Here is a 17,490-nt window from a genome sequence, read left to right on the forward strand (position 1 = left end):
TGAATTTGGCCGCCGCAGCCTACCGCCCGCCCGGGCCATGCTCCGGGGCCGGTGGGGCGGGGCGGGCGGGGCGGCCTGTGCCACGCCCGCCCCGCCGGTTCAGGACGCGTAGGCCTTGATTTCCAACAGGCCCACGGAATTGGTGCCGTTCGACTGCAGCAGCACCCGCAGCCGCGTCGTGGAGACCTGCGTGAAGGTCACCGTGAGGTACGTGTTCGCGGTGACCGGGTAGCCGCTCGCCTCCGGCACGTCGGCGTACGCGCTGCCGGTCCAGTACTGCAGCTTCCAGCTCGCGGGGACGTCGATGCCCTGGTTGTCGTCGAAGAGGTACACCTGGGCGCGTTTCAGGGTTTGGGCACTTGACCACTGCAGCTCGGCCCACTGCTGGCCGCTGTTGGGCCAGGTGCCCCAGCGCGGATTCACGGTGTCGTTGGACGAGGACGGGTCGATGCCGTCGTTCAGCGCCGAAACCGTTTCCCACGGGGAGGTGTACGACGCCGAAGGTGTGGCCGAGCGGGCCAGGTTGCTGTCCGGCGGGGTGGTGGTGCCGCCGCCCTTGATGAGGAACAGGTTGTCGGCGACGTTGTAGTACTGCGACAGGTACGAGCCGGCCGCCGGGTTGGTGTTGTAGTAGTCGTCGTGGTTGCAGTCCAGCCGGTTGTCGTGGGACTGCGCGGTGCACACGGTGCGCACGGTGACGCTCGGGTCGTCCTTGTAGCACATGACGTCCCACTCGTCGGTGCAGTGGCCGAAGCCGGAGGCGTTCGGGGCGTTGTTGTTCACGGCGCCGAGGGTGTGGCCGAGCTCGTGGGCGGCGACGCCGGCGGTCCAGCAGCCGTTGTCCGCGCGGGCGTACTCCGGGCCGGTGTTCGAGCGGTTCGCGTCGCTCTTGCGGGTGTCGCCCGCGAGCCCGCCGATGCCGCAGTACACATTGGCGTCGACGAATTGCAGGTACTTCCGGTCGGTGCGCGTGTAGCCGGCCGCCTTGACCGCGTTGAGCAGCGGCGCCCAGTCGTTGGCGTTCAGCGCCGAGTCGGCGATCTGCACATTGCGCACGACTGGGCGGCAGGCGCCGTTGACGGACTCGGTGACGTAGCGGACGTGGCGCTCCCCGCCGGTCTCCTTGGCGCTCTCGTTGAAGATGGTGTCGACGCCCTCGGCCAGGGTGCGGAACGTCTCCAGGTACTGCGTGTAGCGGCTCGTCGATCCGTGGATGTACAGCACCTCGACCCGCCGGCCGCTGGTCCCGTCGCCCTCGCACACGGCGAGGGACTGCACGGCCGCGGACGCCGAAGCCATCGCCGGTACGGTCGCCTTGACCGACAACCCGGCCGGCGGCGCGTCCGGCCCGTGCGTGCACATGGTCGGGCTGGTGCCCTTGACCTCGAGCAGCCCGGCGCCGCACGGGCCGGCCGGGCGGCGCTGCAGCCCGTCGTACACGAGCCCCTTCGCGGGTTCGTTGGCCGGCATCGCGGTGAGGCCGGCGGTCTGGCTGGTCCGGTCACCGGCGAACGCGGTGCCGGCGAAGACCCCGGTGACGCCGAGGCCGATGGCGGCGGCCGCGGCGACGATGATCCGTGTTGTTGCGGATCTGGGCATGGTGGCGGACTCCCTTCACGGGGGCAGGGGCGAAATCCTTTTCGGCACCCTGGCAGCCCGCATTGTCGGGAGTCAATGTTGTGACGAGTTGTTCCAAAACGACGGCACACCGAAACCATTTCGGCGTGAAACGTACAGGGACGAAGAGCGGCCGCCGACCGGGTCGGTGGTCGGCGGCCTCGTGCAGTCGCTGGGGCTCTATCTGCTGGCGCTGGCGGTGCTGTTCCGAGCGTTCGCGCTCGGTGTGTTCGTGGCGTCGCTCGCGCTCGGGATCTGGTGGGAGATCCGCGGGCGCGAGCGTTCGGCCATCGGGGTCATCCTGGGCACGTTCGCTTGGCCCATGCTCGGGTTGGTCGCACCTCAGTAGTCGTCGAGGGTCAGGTCGACGCCCGCGAGATGGCGGTCGAACCACTGGGCGGCCGCGCCCGCCACCTGTTCCAGGGTGCCCGGCTCGGCGAAGAGGTGGGAGGCGCCCGGAACCACCCACAGCGTCCACGGGCCGCCGAGGTCGACCGCCGCGGTCTGGTTGAGCTCCATGACCCGCTCGTCGCGCTCACCGACGAGCAACATGACCGGCGCCACCACCTCGGCGATGCGCGCACCGGCCAGGTCCGGTCGGCCGCCGCGGGACACCACGGCCCGCACCCGGCGCGGGCGGGCGGCCGCCGCCAGCAGCGCCGCGGCGCCGCCGGTGCTGGCGCCGAACAGTCCCAGGGGCAGCCGCGCGAGGGCCGGCTGCTCGGCGATCCAGTCGATGACACCGGCGAGGCGCTCGGCGAGCAGGTCGACGTCGAAGCGCAGTTCGGCCGTACGGGCGTCGACCCGCTCCTCGTCGGTGGTGAGCAGGTCGGTCAGTACCGTGGCCAGGCCGACCCCGTTGAGCCGCTCGGCCACCATCCGGTTGCGCGGGCTCAGCCGCGAGCTGCCGCTGCCGTGCGCGAACAGCACCACCCCACGGGCCTGCGCCGGAACGACCACGTCGGCGTCCAGCACGACCCCGCCGGACGGGACCGCCATCAGCGTGTCGGTCATGATCCCTCCCTTGCCGTTTCGACCCCGGCTACCCCGCGCGGGCCGGGTCACGCATGACGGCCAGGCCGACGGGCAAGTGGCGGGCCATGTTCCGGCCTCTGCCGCCCCGCCTCGGCCTCTTCCGCCTCGCTTCGGCCTCTGCCGCTCCGGCTCGGCCTCTGCCGCCCCGCGCGGGCCGGGTCACGCATGACCGGCAGGCTGAAGGGTAAGTGGCGGCCCATGGGAGGGTACGGGGACGAGGTCGCCGCCCTCACGGCGCCGCTCGAGGACCCGGGGGACCTGGACGTGCTGCTCGAACGCATCGGCGCCGCCCGGGGCCGAGGCGTAATACCGGGCCCTGGTGGCTGGCGGCCGGCAGTCCTGGAACGTGCGCGAGCGGCACATGGACGAGACCCTGGACCGGCTGCTGCGGCGAGACCCACGCCGTGCTGCCGCTGCACCTCGCGGCGGTCGATGCAGGCGAGCCCGAGACGTATCCGTCGGGCGTGTAGGAGGCCGCATGATTTTCGTGGACCGTACCGAGGCGGGGCGCGCGCTCGGCGAGGAGCTGGCCCGGCACGGCCTGGAGTCCGGCGCGGACGGCAAGCCGCTGGTGCTGGCGCTACCCCGCGGCGGCGTGCCGGTCGCGGTGCCCGTGGCCGAGCGCCTCGGTGCCGACCTCGACCTGGTTTTGGCCCGCAAGATCGGCGCGCCCAACCACCCGGAGTTCGGGGTGGGCGCGATCGCCGAGGACGGCCCGCCGGTGTTCGACACGGGCGTGCTGCGCTACCTGGGCATCACGGAGGCGGACCTCGCCCCGACGGTGGCCGCCGAGCGGGCCGAGCTGAGCCGCCGGGTGCGCCTCTACCGCGGCGACCGCCCCGCCCCGACGGTGACCGGCCGGCGCGTGGTGCTGGTCGACGACGGCCTGGCCACCGGCGTCACCGCACACGCCGCCATGCGCTGGCTGGCCTCCCGGCGCCCGGAGCGAATCGTCCTGGCCGTGCCCGTCTGTTCCCGGGAGGCTCGTTCGCGCCTTGCCGATGTCGCCGGTACGGTCCTGTGCCTCCACGCCCCCCGCCAGTTCGCCGCCGTGGGGCAGTGGTACCAGGACTTCACCCAGCTGACGGACGCGGACGTGGACACGGCCCTGCGCGGCTGCTCCGGATCCGCCGCCCGCTGATCGCAGCCCGACTCCCACCGCAGCGCCCATCGCGTACCGCCGCGGCAATCGATTGCCGCTGGGCGTTCGCGGCGCGGTGCTCGCCGGCCGCGGTGCTCGCCGTGACCGCGGCGCTCGCCGTGACGGCCGGGGCGCGGTTCGTGCGCTGCCGGGCAATCGATTGCCGCAGGACTGTGGCAGCGCCGTGCCCGCCGTGCCCGCCGTGCCCGCCGTGCCCGCCGTGCCCGCCGTGCCGCCGTGGCGGGGCTCGCGCGTTGCGGGGCAATCGATTGCCGCTGGGGCGGTCTGGCGCGGTGTCCGTCGTGCCGCGCTATGGGCAAATCCAGGCAATCGATTGCCGCCGGAGGTCCCGCGGCGGCGGTCTCTTGATGGCACCCGCCCGGTCATGTGGGGTGCGTCGCCCGTTGGCCGCGGAACCGGGTCGCAGCGGGCAGACTGGGCGCATGAGTGTGGAGCCGAAAGTCGGCACGTTGGGGCTGGTGCTGCACCCGAGCAAGCCGGTCGCGGGCTCGGTCGAGACGATTGTGGCGGCCGCGCGTGAGCACCCGGTGCGGGTTCTGGCGCGGGAGCAGGATCGGGGGCGGGTGCCGGAGTCGGTCGGTACCGTGGACGACGGTACCTTCGCCGAAGTGGTCGACGGGATCGTGGCGCTCGGTGGGGACGGCACGATGCTGGGGGCGATGCGGCTGACGGTGGCGCGGCCCGTGCCCATTCTCGGGGTCAACCACGGCAACCTGGGTTTCCTCACCGAGGTCTCGCCGCCGGAACTGCCCGCCGCGCTGGCCCGGATGGCTGCGGGCGACTTCACCATCGAGCGGCACGCCGGCCTCGAGGCCGAGAGCGGCGGCGGGGATCTGGTGACCGCGTTCGGCTTCAACGACGTGGTCCTGTCCCGCGCGGCGCGCACCGGCGCCGTTTCGGTGGACCTGTCCGTCAATGACATCCGCTATGGGTACTATCGCGCCGACGCCGTTGTGGTCGCGACCCCGACCGGCTCGACCGCGTACAACTATGCGGCGGGCGGGCCGGTGCTCTCGCCGTCCTCGGACACCGTGGTGGTCACGCCGGTCGCCCCGATGGCCGGCATCAGTCGCGCGGTCGTCCTCGGCGCCGGGGACCGGGTCACGCTGACGGTCGCGCCGGACAGCGCGGCGATTCTGGTCGACGTCGACGGTACCGCCAGTGGCACCCTCCAACCCGGCCACCGCCTCACCACCGTTCTACGCCGTGACGCCGCGCAGGTCGTGCGCCTGTCCGCCGCCGAACACGCCAGCCGCAGCCGGGTCAAGCTGAGCCTGCTGGACCTGCCGCTGCGCCCCGACCAGCTTGTCGAGCTGATCCCGCCGGAGCTGCGTCAGAAGGCTCACGAAGCAATTGCCCGCCGCGAAATTGCCGACCAAGGCTGACGATCACCGACCCAAGGCTGATCCACCATTACCCGACGCCCGCCGACGAGCCATAACGCCGCGGTCAACGCACCGCGGCGAGCCAGAGCGCCGCGGTCTACACACCACCGCGGGCCGGTGCGAGGAGGTCAGCGCCCGACGGCGAGCCAGAGCGCCGCAGTCAGCAGCAGCACCAGGACGGCCAGCGCCACCACCAGCCAGAACCGATGCGAGGCCGGTGCCTTCTCGACAGGCGCCTCTGCGTCGGGTCGAGCTGCGATGGGTCCCGCGGCGACCGGTTCCAGCACGAGACGCTCGACGATCGGCAGGCTTTCCAGAGGCGCGCGCGGAGCCGGAGCCGGCACCGAACCAGGGGTCGACACCGAATCCGCGGGAGGCACAGAATCGAGGTCCGCCACGTAGCCGGGGTCGGGAAGGGCACCGACGGGCGGTGGGAAACCCGGGTCGGGGACGGGAGCGGGCGGCGCCGGTTCCGGGACCGGACCCGCGGCCTGGGCGCGGGCGATCAGCCGAGCGACCCGCTCGCTCGCGGCGCGTAGTTTGGCCGTCTCCTTGCCGGTGAGCTTGCGGCCGGCGATGATGCCGCACGCCTGCGCGACCGCGACGACCAGGGTCGGGTTGGCGACGAGTTCGCGGTGGCCGGTGAACAGGGCGGCGATCATGTTGCGGTCCACGGTCAGGCCGGGGGCGAGGCGGTGGGAGCGGATGACCTCGGCCAGGTAGCGCCGGGTGCTCTTGGTCTCGCGTTTCGGCCGGGTGCGGGTGCGGCTCTTGCGGCTCTGCCCCCGCTCGGCCCGCGCGACCGCCCCGGCCAGCGTCGCGACCAGCGACTCCACGGCGTCGTCGGCCTCCTGCCAGCGCCGCGTCACCGCGTCCGTCACCGTTGCCGTCCTCCGTGCCGAATCCATGTCAGTGCGTGTACCCAGATTCTGGCCAAGGCCCGCAATCGGCACCCGCACGGCCCGGCATCGCGGTGAAGTTTCCAACACGAACGGCGGCCCGCACAGCCCGGCACCGCGATGAAGTCCCAACACGAACGGCGGCTACTTGCGCGCCCACAGCAGCCGGGCGGGGTAGAGCACCTCCGCAGCCTCCAGGGCCTCCTCGGCCGAGGCAAAGACGGCAACCTCGGTCCGCCCGTCGGCGAGGTACCAGGTCGTCACGGCGTGTCCAGGCAGTTCGTGGCCCCACGCGACAACGGCCGGATGCCCGTCGTCCTCCGGGTCCGCGACGATGCCGAACAACCGCGGAGCGTCGTGCAGGAGCAGCTCGTCGGTCTCGATCACACCGTCACCCCTCGGTTCGTCGCGGCACAATGCACGTGCATGTGCAGCGTACGTCGGCATATGCGCGGAGCGTGACCCGGCCGATGCATACCGGGCGTAGTGGAGTAAACGGTGTCGCCCGTTCGTGGCGGGCCTCAGTAACGGTCATCGGGCAGCAGGCTCGGAGCGGCCTCGGACCAGGGGATCTCCCGGCTGTCGCGGCGCAGGACCCGGCGCGCCACGGCCTCCAGGAGCCATGGGCCGCTCGTCTGCTCCCGTTCGTACCCGAGCAGGCGACCCCACGGCCCCCTGGTCACGATCACGGCCACGATCGTGCCGTCCCGCACGACGAGATCGGTGATGCGACCGGCAGTACCGGAGACGGCTCTTCCAAGAAGGTCGCTCGCGCGCAGGACGCGGTCAGTTGCCGGCACGGTGGGCTCCCGGGATGCGGGCGATCAGGTGCTCGCGCAGCCACTCCTCGAGGGCGGGCTCGGTGAGCAGCTCGCGCCGGACAGACAGGTGGACGGCGCTGTCGGTGGAGGACACGACGTCCCACGGGACGCGCAGCGGGTCCGGGTTCTCGGCCGGGTGCAGCCGCCCGGCCAGGCCCGAGATCCAGCCGCCGAGCCGCCCGCCGAGGCGGCGCCCGAGGGCCTGCGGGCCGACCAGCAGCGCGGTGATCCGCACGGTGCCGTCGGGGGCGGCCGTGAGCTCGACGTCGTCGACCTTGCCGACCGCTTCCCCGGCCAGGTCGAGGATCTGCCGGTCGAGCAGGTCGAAGCCGATGAGCAGGGCCATCTCAGCCTCCCATCCCGGTCATGACCATCAGCGGCAGCGCGGCGACCGCGGTGACCACGATGATCGCGAGGTAGAGCAGCCCCAGGGCGTTCGCGAGCCGGCCGTTGACGCGGTCGCCGAGATAGTCGCGGTCGTTGGCGACCACCAGGATCGGCAGATAGGTCAGCGGCAGCACGATCGCGCTGAAGATGAGGGTGTACTCCGTGAGCTGCACCGGATCGACGGTCGTAGCCAGGGCGGCCAGGCCGATCAGCACGCTCACCAGCACCACGGTGTGGAACCGGGCGGCCTGGGCCGGGCGCAGGCGCTTGCCCCAGGCCCAGCCGAAGTACTGCGCGATCGTGTACCCAGCCGACAGCCCCGTCTCCATCGCCGCGCCGAACGTGGCCGCGAAGAAGCCGAGGATGACCACGGCCAGCCCGAGCTTGCCCAGCGCCAGCACGACCGGCAGCGCCGACTGGCCGATCGTGTCCAGCCGCATGTCGAGCGGGTGGTACACGGTCGCCGCAGTGGCCATGAGTGCCAGCGACAGCAGCCCGCCGAGCGGGAAGCCGATGAACACGTTCGCCTTGTTGATCGTGAGGTCCTTGGCCGTCCAGCGCTCCTCGACGCCGCCCGAGGAGAAGAAGAACACCTCGTACGGTGTCATCGCCGCGCCGAACAGCGCCACCGCCTGGAACGCGTAGGTGCCCCAGTTCTCCTCCTCTCGTGGGCCCGGATGCGACGCCTGGTGCCACAGCTCCGACCATGGCACATCCAGCTTGAACAGCGCCACCACGAACACCACCAGCGCCAGCCCGACCAGGCCGAATACCCGCTCAATGGTCTCGAACTTGGTTCGCCACAAGACGACCCACGCGACGAATCCGACGACCGGCACGAACAGCAGGTAGTTGACGCTTGTGGCCAGCTGCAGCGCGAGCGCGACGCCGCCGAGCTCCGCGCCCAGGGTCAGCACGGTCACCAGGTAGGAGCCGGCCAGGTTGACCAGGCCGACGCGCGGCCCGAGGCGCTCGCGGACCAGGTCGAACACCGGGCGCCCGGAGACGGCGGCGACGCGCCCGGCCATCTCGGCGTACACGCAGATGCCGATCACGCCGACGACCACGATCCAGGCCAGGGACATCCCGAACCGGGCGCCGGCCTCGCTGTTGGCCACGATGTCGCCGATGTCGACGAACCCGCCGATCGCGGTCAGGATGCCGAGCGTGATCGCGAACCACTTCTTCACGACGTGAGCCGTTCCGCGAGATCCCGCAGGCCCCCGGTGCGCTCCGGGTCGGCCGCGGCGTCCTGCAGCTTCGCGACGGCCGCGGTGAGCAGCGGCAGGAGCCGGTCCCGCAGCGCCGTGGCGGCCTCGTCGGGCGGGGGCAGCTCGGCGAAGTCGGCCACCGAACTGGCGAGGCTCTTGGCGCTGTCATCCAGCAGTACCGTGGCGAAGGGCTTCGGAGCCCGCCCCTCCCGCACGGCGCCGCCGGTCAGGTCGGCCGTGAGCAGTGCGTCGTGCGCCGCCTGGGCCGTCGTCTCGGCCGCGACCCGGAAGTCGTGGTAGTCGGGCGGGCGCACGGAGCAGTACCCGAGCAATCCACACAGGACCACGAGCAACCCGGTCAGCGTGGCGGCCATGATCCGAGGTCGCATGCGCGCCGTTTACCCAACGCGGCTTGAAACGATGCGTCGGCGGGTACCGATGCCTCCATGGCGGACGAGAGCAGCACCAGAACGGTCCTCGTGGCCGCGGGCGCCAACCTGGCGATCGCGGTGGCGAAGGCGGTGGCCGCACTGATCACCGGCTCGGCCGCGATGTGGGCCGAGACCATGCACTCCTTCGCCGACACCGGCAACGAGGTGCTGCTGTTCCTGGGCCTGCGCCGCTCGAAGCGCAAGCCGGATCGAAACCATCCGTTCGGGTACGGCCAGGAGCGGTACTTCTGGGCGTTCCTGGCCGCGCTCGGCATCTTCCTCGTCGGCGGGCTGCTCTCGATCGGCGAAGGTGTGCGCAGCCTGCTGGTGCCGGAGCCGCTCGAAAGCCCGTGGATCGGCATCGGCGTCCTGGTCGTCTCGGCCGGCTTCGAGGGTTGGTCCTGGCTCACCGCCCGCCGCCAGCTGCGCGAGGACGCCAAGGCCCGGCGCCGCTCGGTCCGCGAGCACCTGGTGCGCGCGTCGGATCCGAGTGCCACGACGGTGTACCTCGAGGACTCCGCCGCCCTGATCGGCCTCGCGCTGGCCCTGGCGGCCATCGTTCTGCACATGATCACCGGCTGGGCCTGGTGGGACCCGGCCGCGAGCATGGCCATCGGCGTCCTGCTGGCCGTCGTCGCGTGGCTGCTCGCGCGCCGCTCCAAGGCCCTGCTCATCGACGCCGCGGCGCCCGACGACGTGATGGAGACCCTGCGCGACTCGATCGGCCCGCAGCCGTGGATCGAGGAGGTCCGCGAACTGCGCGCCGTGTACGTCGGCCCCTCCCAACTCCTCGTCACGCTCGACGTCGCCCCGTGCGGCGACCTGCGCGCCCGCCCGGCCGGCGAGCTGGTCGACCACGTGACGGACCTGCGCGAGCGCCTGCTGCGCCACCCCGCCGTGGCCGACGCCGTGATCACGGTCGTGTCATGAACGCGCCGCTGCTGGCGGTCCTGGCCGACGTCCGGGCGCTGCTGGCCCGGCCCGACAACGACTTCGCCTGGTCCTCGTTCGCCGACCGGGACGGCGCCCTGGCCGAGCTGGACGCCCTGACCGCGCGGGTGCGGACGACCGGCGAGGTGCCGTCCTCGCTGCGCATCCTGTTCGCGCCGACCGGCCCGATCCAGGAGGTCGCCATCTCCAGCGGCTGGGGCGACGCCTTCCTGACCCTGGCCGACCGCTTCGACGACGTGTGCCCCTGAACGCCCTGCTCATCGGCGCCGGGGGCCGCACGGCTGCCCGCACTGCGCGGCTCGCCATCGGGCCGGTAGGGCGTTTGGCGGGGTCGGGCCCGGGTAGCGGGCGAGGACATGGGTGAGATTGCGGCTGAGGTCCTGATCGCGCGGCTGGCCGAGTGGGGCGTCGACACGGTGTTCGGCCTGCCCGGTGACGGGATCAACGGGATCATGGAGGGGCTGCGCCGCAACGGCGACAAGGTTCGGTTCGTGCTCGTGCACCACGAGGAGGCGGCCGCGTTCATGGCGACCGCCCACGCCAAGGCGACCGGCCGGATCGGGGTGTGCCTGGCCACGTCTGGGCCGGGCGGGATTCATCTCGCCAACGGGCTGTACCACGCGAAACTCGACCACGTGCCCGTGCTCGCCATCACCGGGCTGCAGGAGTCGTCCGTGCTCGGCACCGCGTATCAGCAGGAGGTCAACCTCGACCGGCTGTTCGAGGACGTGGCCGAGTACAACCAGATCGTCATGAACCCGGCCCAGCTGCCCGCGCTCGCCGACATCGCCATCCGCACCGCGTACGCCCGGCGCGGGGTCGCCCACCTGACCATCCCCAACGATATCCAGGTCGCGCCGGCGGGCAAGGACCCGTACCAGACGGTGGCGCCGGTCGTGCCGCCGTCGACCGCGCCGGTGTACCTGGCGCCCGCCGTCCGGCCCCGCAACGAGGACCTGCGCGCCGCCGCCGACGTGCTCAACGGGGCCGGGAAGGTCGGCATCCTGGCCGGCATCGGCGCGCGCGGGGCCGGGGCGCTCGTCGAGCGGGTGGCCGACACGCTCGGCGCGCCGATCGTCAAGACGCTGTCGGGCAAGATGGTGGTGCCCGACGACTCGCCGTACGTCACCGGCGGCCTCGGCCTGCTCGGCACCAGGCCGAGCGAGGAGCTCATGGACGACGTCGACGCGCTGCTGCTGCTCGGCACCAACTTCCCCTACACGAAGTTCCTGCCGAAGCCGGGCGCCGCGAAGATCGTGCAGATCGAGATCGACCCCGGCCGCGCCGGCACCCGCATCGCGACGGACGTGCCGCTGGTCGGCGACGTCGGGGCCACCCTGGAGGCGCTGCTCCCGCTGCTGGAGCGCAAGGAGCACCAGCATCTTCGCCGGTACCAGGAAAAAGTCGCCGACTGGCGCGAGCGGATGACCGCCCTGGAATCGGCGGAGCGCGACCCGATCGCCCCGCAGTACCTCGCCGCGCAGCTCGACGCGCTCAGCACCGATGACGCGATCCTCACCTGCGACTCGGGCACGATCGCGACCTGGGCGGCGCGGCACTGGCAGATCCGCGGGCGGCGCGAGTTCTACCTCTCCGGCACCCTGGCCACCATGGCGCCCGGCCTGCCCTACGCGATCGCCGCCCAGCTCGCCCACCCCGGCCGCCAGGTCGTCGCGTTCATCGGCGACGGCGGGTTCGCGATGCTCATGGCCGAGTTCCACACCGCGGTCCGCTACGGGCTACCGATCAAGGTCGTGGTCAACAACAACAACTCCCTGGGCCAGATCCTGTGGGAGCAGATGGTGCTCGGCTACCCAGAGCACGGCGTCCGCTTCGGCGAGCCGGTGCCGGACTTCGGCGCGATCGCCAGAGCCTGCGGTGGGTACGGCGTGCGCGTCGACAAACCCGCCGACGTGCCCGGCGCACTGCGGGACGCCTTCGCGCACGACGGGCCGGCGCTGGTGGACGTCGCGGTGGACCCGAACGAGCCGCCACTGCCCGCGAGCGTCACCTACGACCAGGCGAAGAAGTTCGCCACATCGTTCCTCAAGGGCCAGCCGCACCAGGCCGCGATCGCCACCACGCTGTTCAAGGACAAGATCCAGCAGCTGAAGGGCTGACGCTCAGGGGCGCAGGACGGCGTAGGTGGCGGCGCCGTAGAGGGCGTGCGGTACCACGTCGCTGGCCCAGTCCTTGGCGGACCAGGTCTTCGGGTCGCTGATGCCGAACAGCTTCAGCGGCACGTCGGACGTGGCCATCGCGGCGCCGCCGATCAGGGCGATCTCCACCGCCGGGGGCAGCGCACGGCCCCGTTTCGCGAGGGCGGTGTGCACGACGCCGGCCAGGGCGCCCACCGCCATGCCGACGCCGATCCCGAAGAGCGGGCCGAGGCCCTGCAGGCGGTTCGTGCGCGTCTCGTCGTCGCCGGGGACGGGCACGCCGGTGTCGTCGGCCAGCTTCTGGACCATGTCCTGCGGGGTGTTGCTCGCCGGGCGGCCGCGGACGGCCATGTCGAGGTACGAGGCGGCGTTCAGCGCGGTCGTGCCGGCCGCGCCCGCGAGCGCGCCGCGAAACAGTCCTAGGCTCATGCGCGCCCGACTACCCGCCCGGCTCGGATTCACGCAGCGCGGTGCCCAGCGCGCCGCGGCGGGAGACGACCCGGGCTCACCCGTCCGCAGCGCGAGGGCGCTGCGGACCGGGCCGGTCAGCGGGCCGGCCCATCGGATGTGTGTCACGTGGTTGATACCAGCGGGGGTGGCGGTCGAGGGTGGCGAACAGCAGGGCGAGGACGATCAGGGCCAGGCAGATCAGGACGCCGTCGAAGAGCGCGGCGGGGGAGGCGAGCACCACGCCCGTGACCGCGGCGACCGACAGGCTCGCGGCCAGGCGCTGGGAGAGCTGGAGGACGGCGGCGCTCAGGCCGTTCGCGCCCGGTGGGGCGTGGGCGAGGGTGAGGGCCTGGTTGGGCGCGTTGACCAGGCCGCCGGCCGCGCCCGTAACGAACTGGGCGACGCCGAGGGCGAGGACCACCCAGGCGACGGGCAGGAACCGGACCGTGAGCGCCTCGGCGGCCACGCTGCCCGCGGCGACGGCCAGCGCGACGGTCGTGCCCGCGCGAGCGGGATCATCACCAGGGCGAACGGCAGGTTCAGCAGCAGCACCAGCCGCCAGCCGAGGTCCGGGCCGGTCAGCTCCAGCACCAGGCCGCCGACCGGGGGACCGAGCGTGGCCGCGAGCCCGCCCACGGTCGCGTACGCGGCCAGCGCGCGGGCCCGTTCCCGGCCGGTGAACAGGTCCTGGAACAGGCCGATGATCTGCGGATTCACCGTGCCGGCGCCGATGCCTTGGGCGAGCCGTGCGGCGGCGACGAGCCAGGCCGCGGATGCGGTGCCGGCGACGACCGCTCCGGCCGCGAACAGCGCCAGACCGCCGACGAAGAGCCCGCGCCGGCCGAGCATGTCGCCGAGGCGGCCGGCGGGCACGAGGGCGAGGCCGAACGAGAGGGAGTAGCCGGCGACGATCCACTGCAGGGCGGCCGGGCCGGCGCCGAGCGACTCGCGCAGGGCGGGCACGACGATGGTGAGCACGGACTGGTCGAGCAGCGTGGTGAAGCCGGCGCCGAGACAGACGAGCAGCACCGCGCGGTCATGCACATCGCGGAACCTATCAAACCTATCGGGTTAATAGGAAGTGTGCAGGACCACGCGCCGGCCGTGTAAACCGCCGCGTTCCAGTAATCGGTGGACGTCGGCCGTATCGGACAGCGGCCGGTCGAGCGTGGCCCGGCTGCGCAGGCGGCTCGCGGCGAGGTGGCGGTTGACGGCGGTCGCGGCCTCCGCGAGCTCTGTGGTCGTGGCGTGCGAGATGACGAAGCCGGTGATCGTGCGGTCGTGCATGTACAGCGCGGCGATCGGCAGCACCGGGCGCGCGGTCGCACCCGACATGACGACGATCCGGCCGCGGAAGGCCAGGGTGTCGAGCACCGCCTCCAGATCGTTGTGGCCGGACGTGTCGAGGTACAGGTCGGGGCGGATCGGTCCCAGGTCCGGGTTTCGGTAGTCCAGGACCTCGTCCGCGCCCAGGGCCGTGCAGTAGTCGGCGTCGGCCGCGGCCGCCACCGCGACGACCCTCGCGCCCGCCTCGGCGGCCATCGTCACCGCGGCCGCGCCCACGTTGCCGGCCGCGCCCGCCACGACGACCGTTTCACCCGCGCGCAGCCGCCCGTGGGTGAACAGGGCGAGGTGGGCGGTGGCGGCGGGATGCAGCACGGTGACCGCCTGCTCGGGCGCGACGCCGGGCGGGAGACGGTACAGGCGATCGATGGAGACGACGGCGCGCTCGGCGGCGGCGCCCTGGCGGCCCGCGTGGCCGAGGCTGTTGCACCACACCGGATCGCCGGGCCGGAACGCCGTGGCGCCCGGGCCCGTGGACAGGACGGTGCCGGTCAGGTCGCGGCCGACGACGAACGGCATCGGCAGCGGCGTGGCGAACAGACCCGAGCGCACGAACGTGTCGACCGGGTTGACCGTGGTGGCGTGCACCTGGACGAGGACGTCCGTCGGGCCCGGATCCGGTTCGGCGAACTCGCCGAACCGGATCACGTCAGGGCCTCCCAGCTGGTGCAGATATGCGGCTCGCACCAGCCGAGACTAGCTATGCCCAGGGCGCCGCGAGGGCCCAACCGCTGTCCGCGGTCAGGGTCTGCGGGCGGTTGAAGCCGCCGTCACCCGTACCGTTGGCGATGTACACCTGGGACTCGAAGTGGCGCAGGTACGAACCCGGGAAGTTCAGCGACTCGAACGTCACCCCCGTGCCACCCACGCCGGGGCGAGCGCAGAACGTGGCGTCGGCGCGCATGAGGGCCGAGCCGTCGTCGGGGGCGTTGCGCACCCGGCTGTCGGCGTGCCGCAGGAACTGGCCCGGGAAGTTCACCGACTCGAAGGAGTAGCAGGAGGAGTCGGCCAGCCCGCGCCGCACCGTGTACGTCGCGTCGGCCTTGAGCAGCGCGCTGCTCCCGGCGTTGACGACCTCGGTCCAGGCGAGGCTGTCGGCGTGGCGCAGGTACCGGTCGGTGTGCCCCCACGTGGTGACCCGCAGCGACTGGCGCACGTCCGTGGCGAGCAGGACCGAGCTGCGCCACAGCGCCGGCGAGGCCACGTCCCAGGTCGCGTCGGCCGCGAATCCGGCCGCCGTGTCCCAGGCGTTCGGGCCGCCGCTGCGCGCGAGGTACACGGTGTCGGCGTAGTGGCGCAGGAACGCGCCCGGGAAGTTGAGCGACTCGAACGACGTGCCGCCGGCGGCCAGGCCCGGGCGGCTGCACCAGGTCGCGTCCGCGGCGAACGGGCCGCCGGTGTCCGCGTCGATGCGCACGCGGTTGTCGGCGTGGCGCAGGTACCGGCCGGGGAAGTTGACCGACTCGAACGAGTAGCAGCGCGGATCGGCCAGGCCGGCCACGGTGCGGAACGACGCGTCCTGGCGCGGGCCGTCGCCGCTCGCCGTGCTGAGCACGTCGGTGCGGGCGAACGAGTTGGCGTGCCGCAGGTACCGGTTCGTCAGTCCGCTCGTCGTCACCTTGAACGACCGGACGTGTCCGAGCGTCAGCACGACCGGTGCGTTGAGGTTGCGCGAGGCGTTGATGAGCGCCGCGTGCGCCGCCCGGAGCTGGTTGGTGTCCACCTTCTGCACCCGGCGGTCGTAGGTGAACAGCCCGTTGTACTCACCCTCGACGTCGGTGATCTCCGTGTAGACGTACGCGGAGACGCCCTTGGTCGTCATGAGCTGCTGCACGTCGCGCACCATGCCGGTGTAGCGGTCGTTGAGCTGCGCGGCGCTGCCCATCTGCTCGTAGGCGAAGAACTGCCCGTCGGGGCTGTACTCGTGGCCGGGCGTGCGCAGCCCGAGCCCGCCGAACTCGCCGAGCACCGAGACCCTCGTCGCCGATGGGCGGGGCGCGTCCGGGCCGGTGTAGACGTGCCAGTCGATGATGTCGCCGGTTCCTGGATCACCTTTCGAAGCGCAGCAGTTGTACCCGCTGTGCGCGTTCACCAGCCGCGTGGTGTCGTAGTTCTTCAGATCGGTCGTGACGCGGCGCGTGTCGGCGAGGTTCCACTCACCCCAGCCCTCGTTGAAGGGCACGTAGGTGACGACGGCGGGCGAGAACCGGTGCTCGTCGATGATCTCGTGGGCCTCGGTCTCGAACTCGGCGATCTGGGCGGGGGACCGGTTCGCGTCGAACGCCTGTGTCGACGGGATGTCCTGCCACACCAGCAGGCCGAGGCGGTCGGCGTGGTAGTACCAGCGGGCGGGTTCCACCTTGATGTGCTTGCGGACCATGTTGAACCCGAGGTCCTTGTGCTTCTGCAGGTCGGAGGCGAGGGCCGCGTCGGTCGGCGCGGTGTACAGCCCGTCGGGCCAGAACCCCTGGTCCAGCGTGCCGATCTGGAACACGAACTCGCCGTTGAGCGTCGGGCGCAGCACCCCGTTCACGAGTTTGGTGCCGATTTCACGCATCCCGAAGTAGCTCACCACCTGGTCCACTGTGGAGCCCGACCCGTTGCGGAGGGAGACGCGCAGGTTGTACAGGAAGGGATCGTCGGGCGACCATCGCCGGGCATTCGGCACCGGTACCGTGAAATCGGTGAATCCACCGGTCGACGAACCCACCACCGTGGTGCCGTTCATCGCCTCGGCCAGCACCGTGTGGCCGCTGACATCGCCGCGGGTGAACACGCGCACCCGCGCCGTGTTGTTCGCGATGTTCGGGTAGATGTCGACCGAGTAGATCGACGACGTGGCCGTCGGCTCCAGCCACACCGTCTGCCAGATGCCGGAGCTCGGCGTGTAGAAGATGCCGCTGGGGCTGTTGACCTGCTTGCCGATCGGCTGCTTCTCGCCGCGTCCGTCGCTCGGGTCGTACACCCGCACGACCAGTTCGTTGGTCCCCCCGTTGAGCTGCGGGGTGATGTCGACCTCGAAGCGGTCGTAGCCGCCCTTGTGCGTGGTGACCTGCTGGCCGTTGACCCACACGGTGGCCTCGTAGTCGACCGCCCCGAAGTGCAGCTGCACCCGCCGGCCGGCCCACGCCGGCGGCACGGTGAACGTGCGACGGTAGAACATCAGGTCGCGGTTGTCGTTGCGCATGATCCCGGACAGCGCGGACTCCACCGGGTACGGCACGAGAATTCGCTCCGGCAGCGTCTGCCCGATGGGCGGCGCGGCGTTGCGGTTCACGTTGCCGGCGCCGTCGGTGGCGGGGTTGAGAAACTCCCACTCACCGTTGAGGTTCTGCCAGTCGGGCCGGGTCATCTGCGGCCGCGGGTACTCCGGCAGCGGGTTGGTGGTCGAGACCTGGCTGGTCCAGGGTGTGGTCAGGGGCGGCGCCTTGGGCGAGACGGCGGCCGAGACCTGCTGGGCGACGACGATGCCGGCGGCCAGCAGCACGGCCACCGCCGCCGAGGCGACGAGGGTGCGGCGCATGGGACTCCTTGATGGCGGGGCAAGGGAGCGCGAAGTCCCGAGACCGTAACATGGACATGTTTAAACGTAAACCACCATGTTCACTCAGGATTTCCGCCGCCGAGTCAAGGCTTTT

At 71.9% G+C, this 17,490-nt stretch carries 19 protein-coding genes; 6 read left to right on the plus strand and 13 right to left on the minus strand.

Features of this window, described 5'->3' with window-relative positions; all coding sequences use genetic code 11:
• Positions 1-99: 99 nt before the first annotated feature.
• Positions 100-1,599: a DUF7402 domain-containing protein gene (locus ACQP00_RS23835; RefSeq protein ID WP_433222572.1), complete on the minus strand. Its 1,500-nt coding sequence runs from the start codon at positions 1,597-1,599 to the stop codon at positions 100-102.
• Here ACQP00_RS23835 and ACQP00_RS23840 point away from each other — a divergent pair.
• Positions 1,598-1,966 (plus strand): hypothetical protein, encoded by a 369-nt coding sequence (locus ACQP00_RS23840; RefSeq protein WP_433222574.1) that lies wholly within the window; start codon positions 1,598-1,600, stop codon positions 1,964-1,966. The two genes, ACQP00_RS23835 and ACQP00_RS23840, sit on opposite strands and share 2 nt — an antisense overlap.
• On the opposite strand, the gene ACQP00_RS23845 is transcribed toward ACQP00_RS23840, so the two are convergent.
• On the minus strand, positions 1,960-2,631 hold the full coding sequence (locus tag ACQP00_RS23845; protein WP_433222575.1) for a dienelactone hydrolase family protein: 672 nt from the start codon (positions 2,629-2,631) through the stop codon (positions 1,960-1,962). The two genes, ACQP00_RS23840 and ACQP00_RS23845, sit on opposite strands and share 7 nt — an antisense overlap.
• 499 nt (positions 2,632-3,130) lie before the next feature.
• On the opposite strand from ACQP00_RS23845, the gene ACQP00_RS23850 reads away from it, so the two are divergent.
• Both ACQP00_RS23850 and ACQP00_RS23855 read left to right on the plus strand, forming a co-directional pair.
• Positions 3,131-3,793 (plus strand): phosphoribosyltransferase, encoded by a 663-nt coding sequence (locus tag ACQP00_RS23850; protein ID WP_433222577.1) that lies wholly within the window; start codon positions 3,131-3,133, stop codon positions 3,791-3,793.
• Between the two features lie 443 nt (positions 3,794-4,236).
• A complete protein-coding gene (locus ACQP00_RS23855; protein ID WP_433222579.1) occupies positions 4,237-5,199 on the plus strand; it encodes an NAD(+)/NADH kinase in 963 nt (320 codons plus the stop codon).
• Between the two features lie 128 nt (positions 5,200-5,327).
• Here ACQP00_RS23855 and ACQP00_RS23860 read toward each other — a convergent pair whose 3' ends face one another.
• The 6 genes from ACQP00_RS23860 to ACQP00_RS23885 all read right to left on the minus strand — a co-directional run bounded on the left by ACQP00_RS23860 (position 5,328) and on the right by ACQP00_RS23885 (position 8,906).
• Positions 5,328-6,080 carry a hypothetical protein gene (locus ACQP00_RS23860; RefSeq protein WP_433222581.1) on the minus strand — a complete coding sequence of 251 codons (753 nt, stop codon included), beginning with the start codon at positions 6,078-6,080 and terminating at the stop codon, positions 5,328-5,330.
• A gap of 162 nt (positions 6,081-6,242) precedes the next feature.
• On the minus strand, positions 6,243-6,485 hold the full coding sequence (locus tag ACQP00_RS23865; RefSeq protein WP_433222582.1) for a hypothetical protein: 243 nt from the start codon (positions 6,483-6,485) through the stop codon (positions 6,243-6,245).
• A gap of 134 nt (positions 6,486-6,619) precedes the next feature.
• Complete coding sequence (locus ACQP00_RS23870) at positions 6,620-6,898, minus strand: hypothetical protein (RefSeq protein WP_433222584.1); 279 nt, start codon at positions 6,896-6,898, stop codon at positions 6,620-6,622.
• Positions 6,885-7,265: a hypothetical protein gene (locus ACQP00_RS23875; RefSeq protein WP_433222586.1), complete on the minus strand. Its 381-nt coding sequence runs from the start codon at positions 7,263-7,265 to the stop codon at positions 6,885-6,887. Before ACQP00_RS23875 ends, ACQP00_RS23870 begins: the two co-directional genes overlap by 14 nt.
• A gap of 1 nt (position 7,266) precedes the next feature.
• Positions 7,267-8,496 carry an NRAMP family divalent metal transporter gene (locus ACQP00_RS23880; protein WP_433222587.1) on the minus strand — a complete coding sequence of 410 codons (1,230 nt, stop codon included), beginning with the start codon at positions 8,494-8,496 and terminating at the stop codon, positions 7,267-7,269.
• The gene (locus tag ACQP00_RS23885; protein WP_433222589.1) at positions 8,493-8,906 is read right to left on the minus strand and encodes a hypothetical protein; all 414 of its coding nucleotides are present in this window, start codon (positions 8,904-8,906) and stop codon (positions 8,493-8,495) included. The genes ACQP00_RS23880 and ACQP00_RS23885 overlap by 4 nt, the downstream gene beginning before the upstream one ends.
• Positions 8,907-8,963: 57 nt before the next feature.
• Between ACQP00_RS23885 and ACQP00_RS23890 the strand changes: the two genes are divergently transcribed.
• From ACQP00_RS23890 to ACQP00_RS23900, 3 genes are all read left to right on the plus strand, one after another.
• Positions 8,964-9,878, plus strand: a complete 915-nt coding sequence (locus tag ACQP00_RS23890) for a cation diffusion facilitator family transporter (RefSeq protein ID WP_433222590.1) — start codon at positions 8,964-8,966, stop codon at positions 9,876-9,878.
• The gene (locus ACQP00_RS23895) at positions 9,875-10,147 is read left to right on the plus strand and encodes a hypothetical protein (protein ID WP_433222591.1); all 273 of its coding nucleotides are present in this window, start codon (positions 9,875-9,877) and stop codon (positions 10,145-10,147) included. The genes ACQP00_RS23890 and ACQP00_RS23895 overlap by 4 nt, the downstream gene beginning before the upstream one ends.
• Positions 10,148-10,255: 108 nt before the next feature.
• Positions 10,256-12,019: a thiamine pyrophosphate-dependent enzyme gene (locus ACQP00_RS23900; protein ID WP_433222593.1), complete on the plus strand. Its 1,764-nt coding sequence runs from the start codon at positions 10,256-10,258 to the stop codon at positions 12,017-12,019.
• Positions 12,020-12,022: 3 nt separating this feature from the next.
• On the opposite strand, the gene ACQP00_RS23905 is transcribed toward ACQP00_RS23900, so the two are convergent.
• The 5 genes from ACQP00_RS23905 to ACQP00_RS23925 all read right to left on the minus strand — a co-directional run bounded on the left by ACQP00_RS23905 (position 12,023) and on the right by ACQP00_RS23925 (position 17,375).
• Positions 12,023-12,487 carry a hypothetical protein gene (locus ACQP00_RS23905; protein ID WP_433222594.1) on the minus strand — a complete coding sequence of 155 codons (465 nt, stop codon included), beginning with the start codon at positions 12,485-12,487 and terminating at the stop codon, positions 12,023-12,025.
• 76 nt (positions 12,488-12,563) lie between these two features.
• Positions 12,564-12,929: a hypothetical protein gene (locus ACQP00_RS23910; RefSeq protein ID WP_433222595.1), complete on the minus strand. Its 366-nt coding sequence runs from the start codon at positions 12,927-12,929 to the stop codon at positions 12,564-12,566.
• Positions 12,815-13,552, minus strand: coding sequence for an MFS transporter (locus ACQP00_RS23915; protein ID WP_433222597.1), 738 nt, complete (start codon positions 13,550-13,552; stop codon positions 12,815-12,817). Before ACQP00_RS23915 ends, ACQP00_RS23910 begins: the two co-directional genes overlap by 115 nt.
• Before the next feature lie 27 nt (positions 13,553-13,579).
• Positions 13,580-14,500 carry an alcohol dehydrogenase catalytic domain-containing protein gene (locus ACQP00_RS23920; RefSeq protein WP_433222599.1) on the minus strand — a complete coding sequence of 307 codons (921 nt, stop codon included), beginning with the start codon at positions 14,498-14,500 and terminating at the stop codon, positions 13,580-13,582.
• A gap of 52 nt (positions 14,501-14,552) precedes the next feature.
• The gene (locus ACQP00_RS23925; protein WP_433222601.1) at positions 14,553-17,375 is read right to left on the minus strand and encodes an AbfB domain-containing protein; all 2,823 of its coding nucleotides are present in this window, start codon (positions 17,373-17,375) and stop codon (positions 14,553-14,555) included.
• Between the last annotated feature and the right edge of the window lie 115 nt (positions 17,376-17,490).

It is taken from the genome of Dactylosporangium sp. CS-047395, from assembly GCF_050942185.1.
Classification (GTDB): domain Bacteria; phylum Actinomycetota; class Actinomycetes; order Mycobacteriales; family Micromonosporaceae; genus Dactylosporangium.

Coding starts and splice junctions, on each gene's coding strand:
- ACQP00_RS23900 (WP_433222593.1), top strand. CDS start 10,256: ATGGGTGAGATTGCGGCTGAGGTCCTGATCGCGCGGCTGGCCGAGTGG.
- ACQP00_RS23845 (WP_433222575.1), bottom strand. CDS start 2,631: ATGACCGACACGCTGATGGCGGTCCCGTCCGGCGGGGTCGTGCTGGAC.
- ACQP00_RS23855 (WP_433222579.1), top strand. CDS start 4,237: ATGAGTGTGGAGCCGAAAGTCGGCACGTTGGGGCTGGTGCTGCACCCG.
- ACQP00_RS23875 (WP_433222586.1), bottom strand. CDS start 7,265: ATGGCCCTGCTCATCGGCTTCGACCTGCTCGACCGGCAGATCCTCGAC.
- ACQP00_RS23835 (WP_433222572.1), bottom strand. CDS start 1,599: ATGCCCAGATCCGCAACAACACGGATCATCGTCGCCGCGGCCGCCGCC.
- ACQP00_RS23840 (WP_433222574.1), top strand. CDS start 1,598: ATGGTGGCGGACTCCCTTCACGGGGGCAGGGGCGAAATCCTTTTCGGC.
- ACQP00_RS23850 (WP_433222577.1), top strand. CDS start 3,131: ATGATTTTCGTGGACCGTACCGAGGCGGGGCGCGCGCTCGGCGAGGAG.
- ACQP00_RS23890 (WP_433222590.1), top strand. CDS start 8,964: ATGGCGGACGAGAGCAGCACCAGAACGGTCCTCGTGGCCGCGGGCGCC.
- ACQP00_RS23925 (WP_433222601.1), bottom strand. CDS start 17,375: ATGCGCCGCACCCTCGTCGCCTCGGCGGCGGTGGCCGTGCTGCTGGCC.
- ACQP00_RS23885 (WP_433222589.1), bottom strand. CDS start 8,906: ATGCGACCTCGGATCATGGCCGCCACGCTGACCGGGTTGCTCGTGGTC.
- ACQP00_RS23895 (WP_433222591.1), top strand. CDS start 9,875: ATGAACGCGCCGCTGCTGGCGGTCCTGGCCGACGTCCGGGCGCTGCTG.
- ACQP00_RS23905 (WP_433222594.1), bottom strand. CDS start 12,487: ATGAGCCTAGGACTGTTTCGCGGCGCGCTCGCGGGCGCGGCCGGCACG.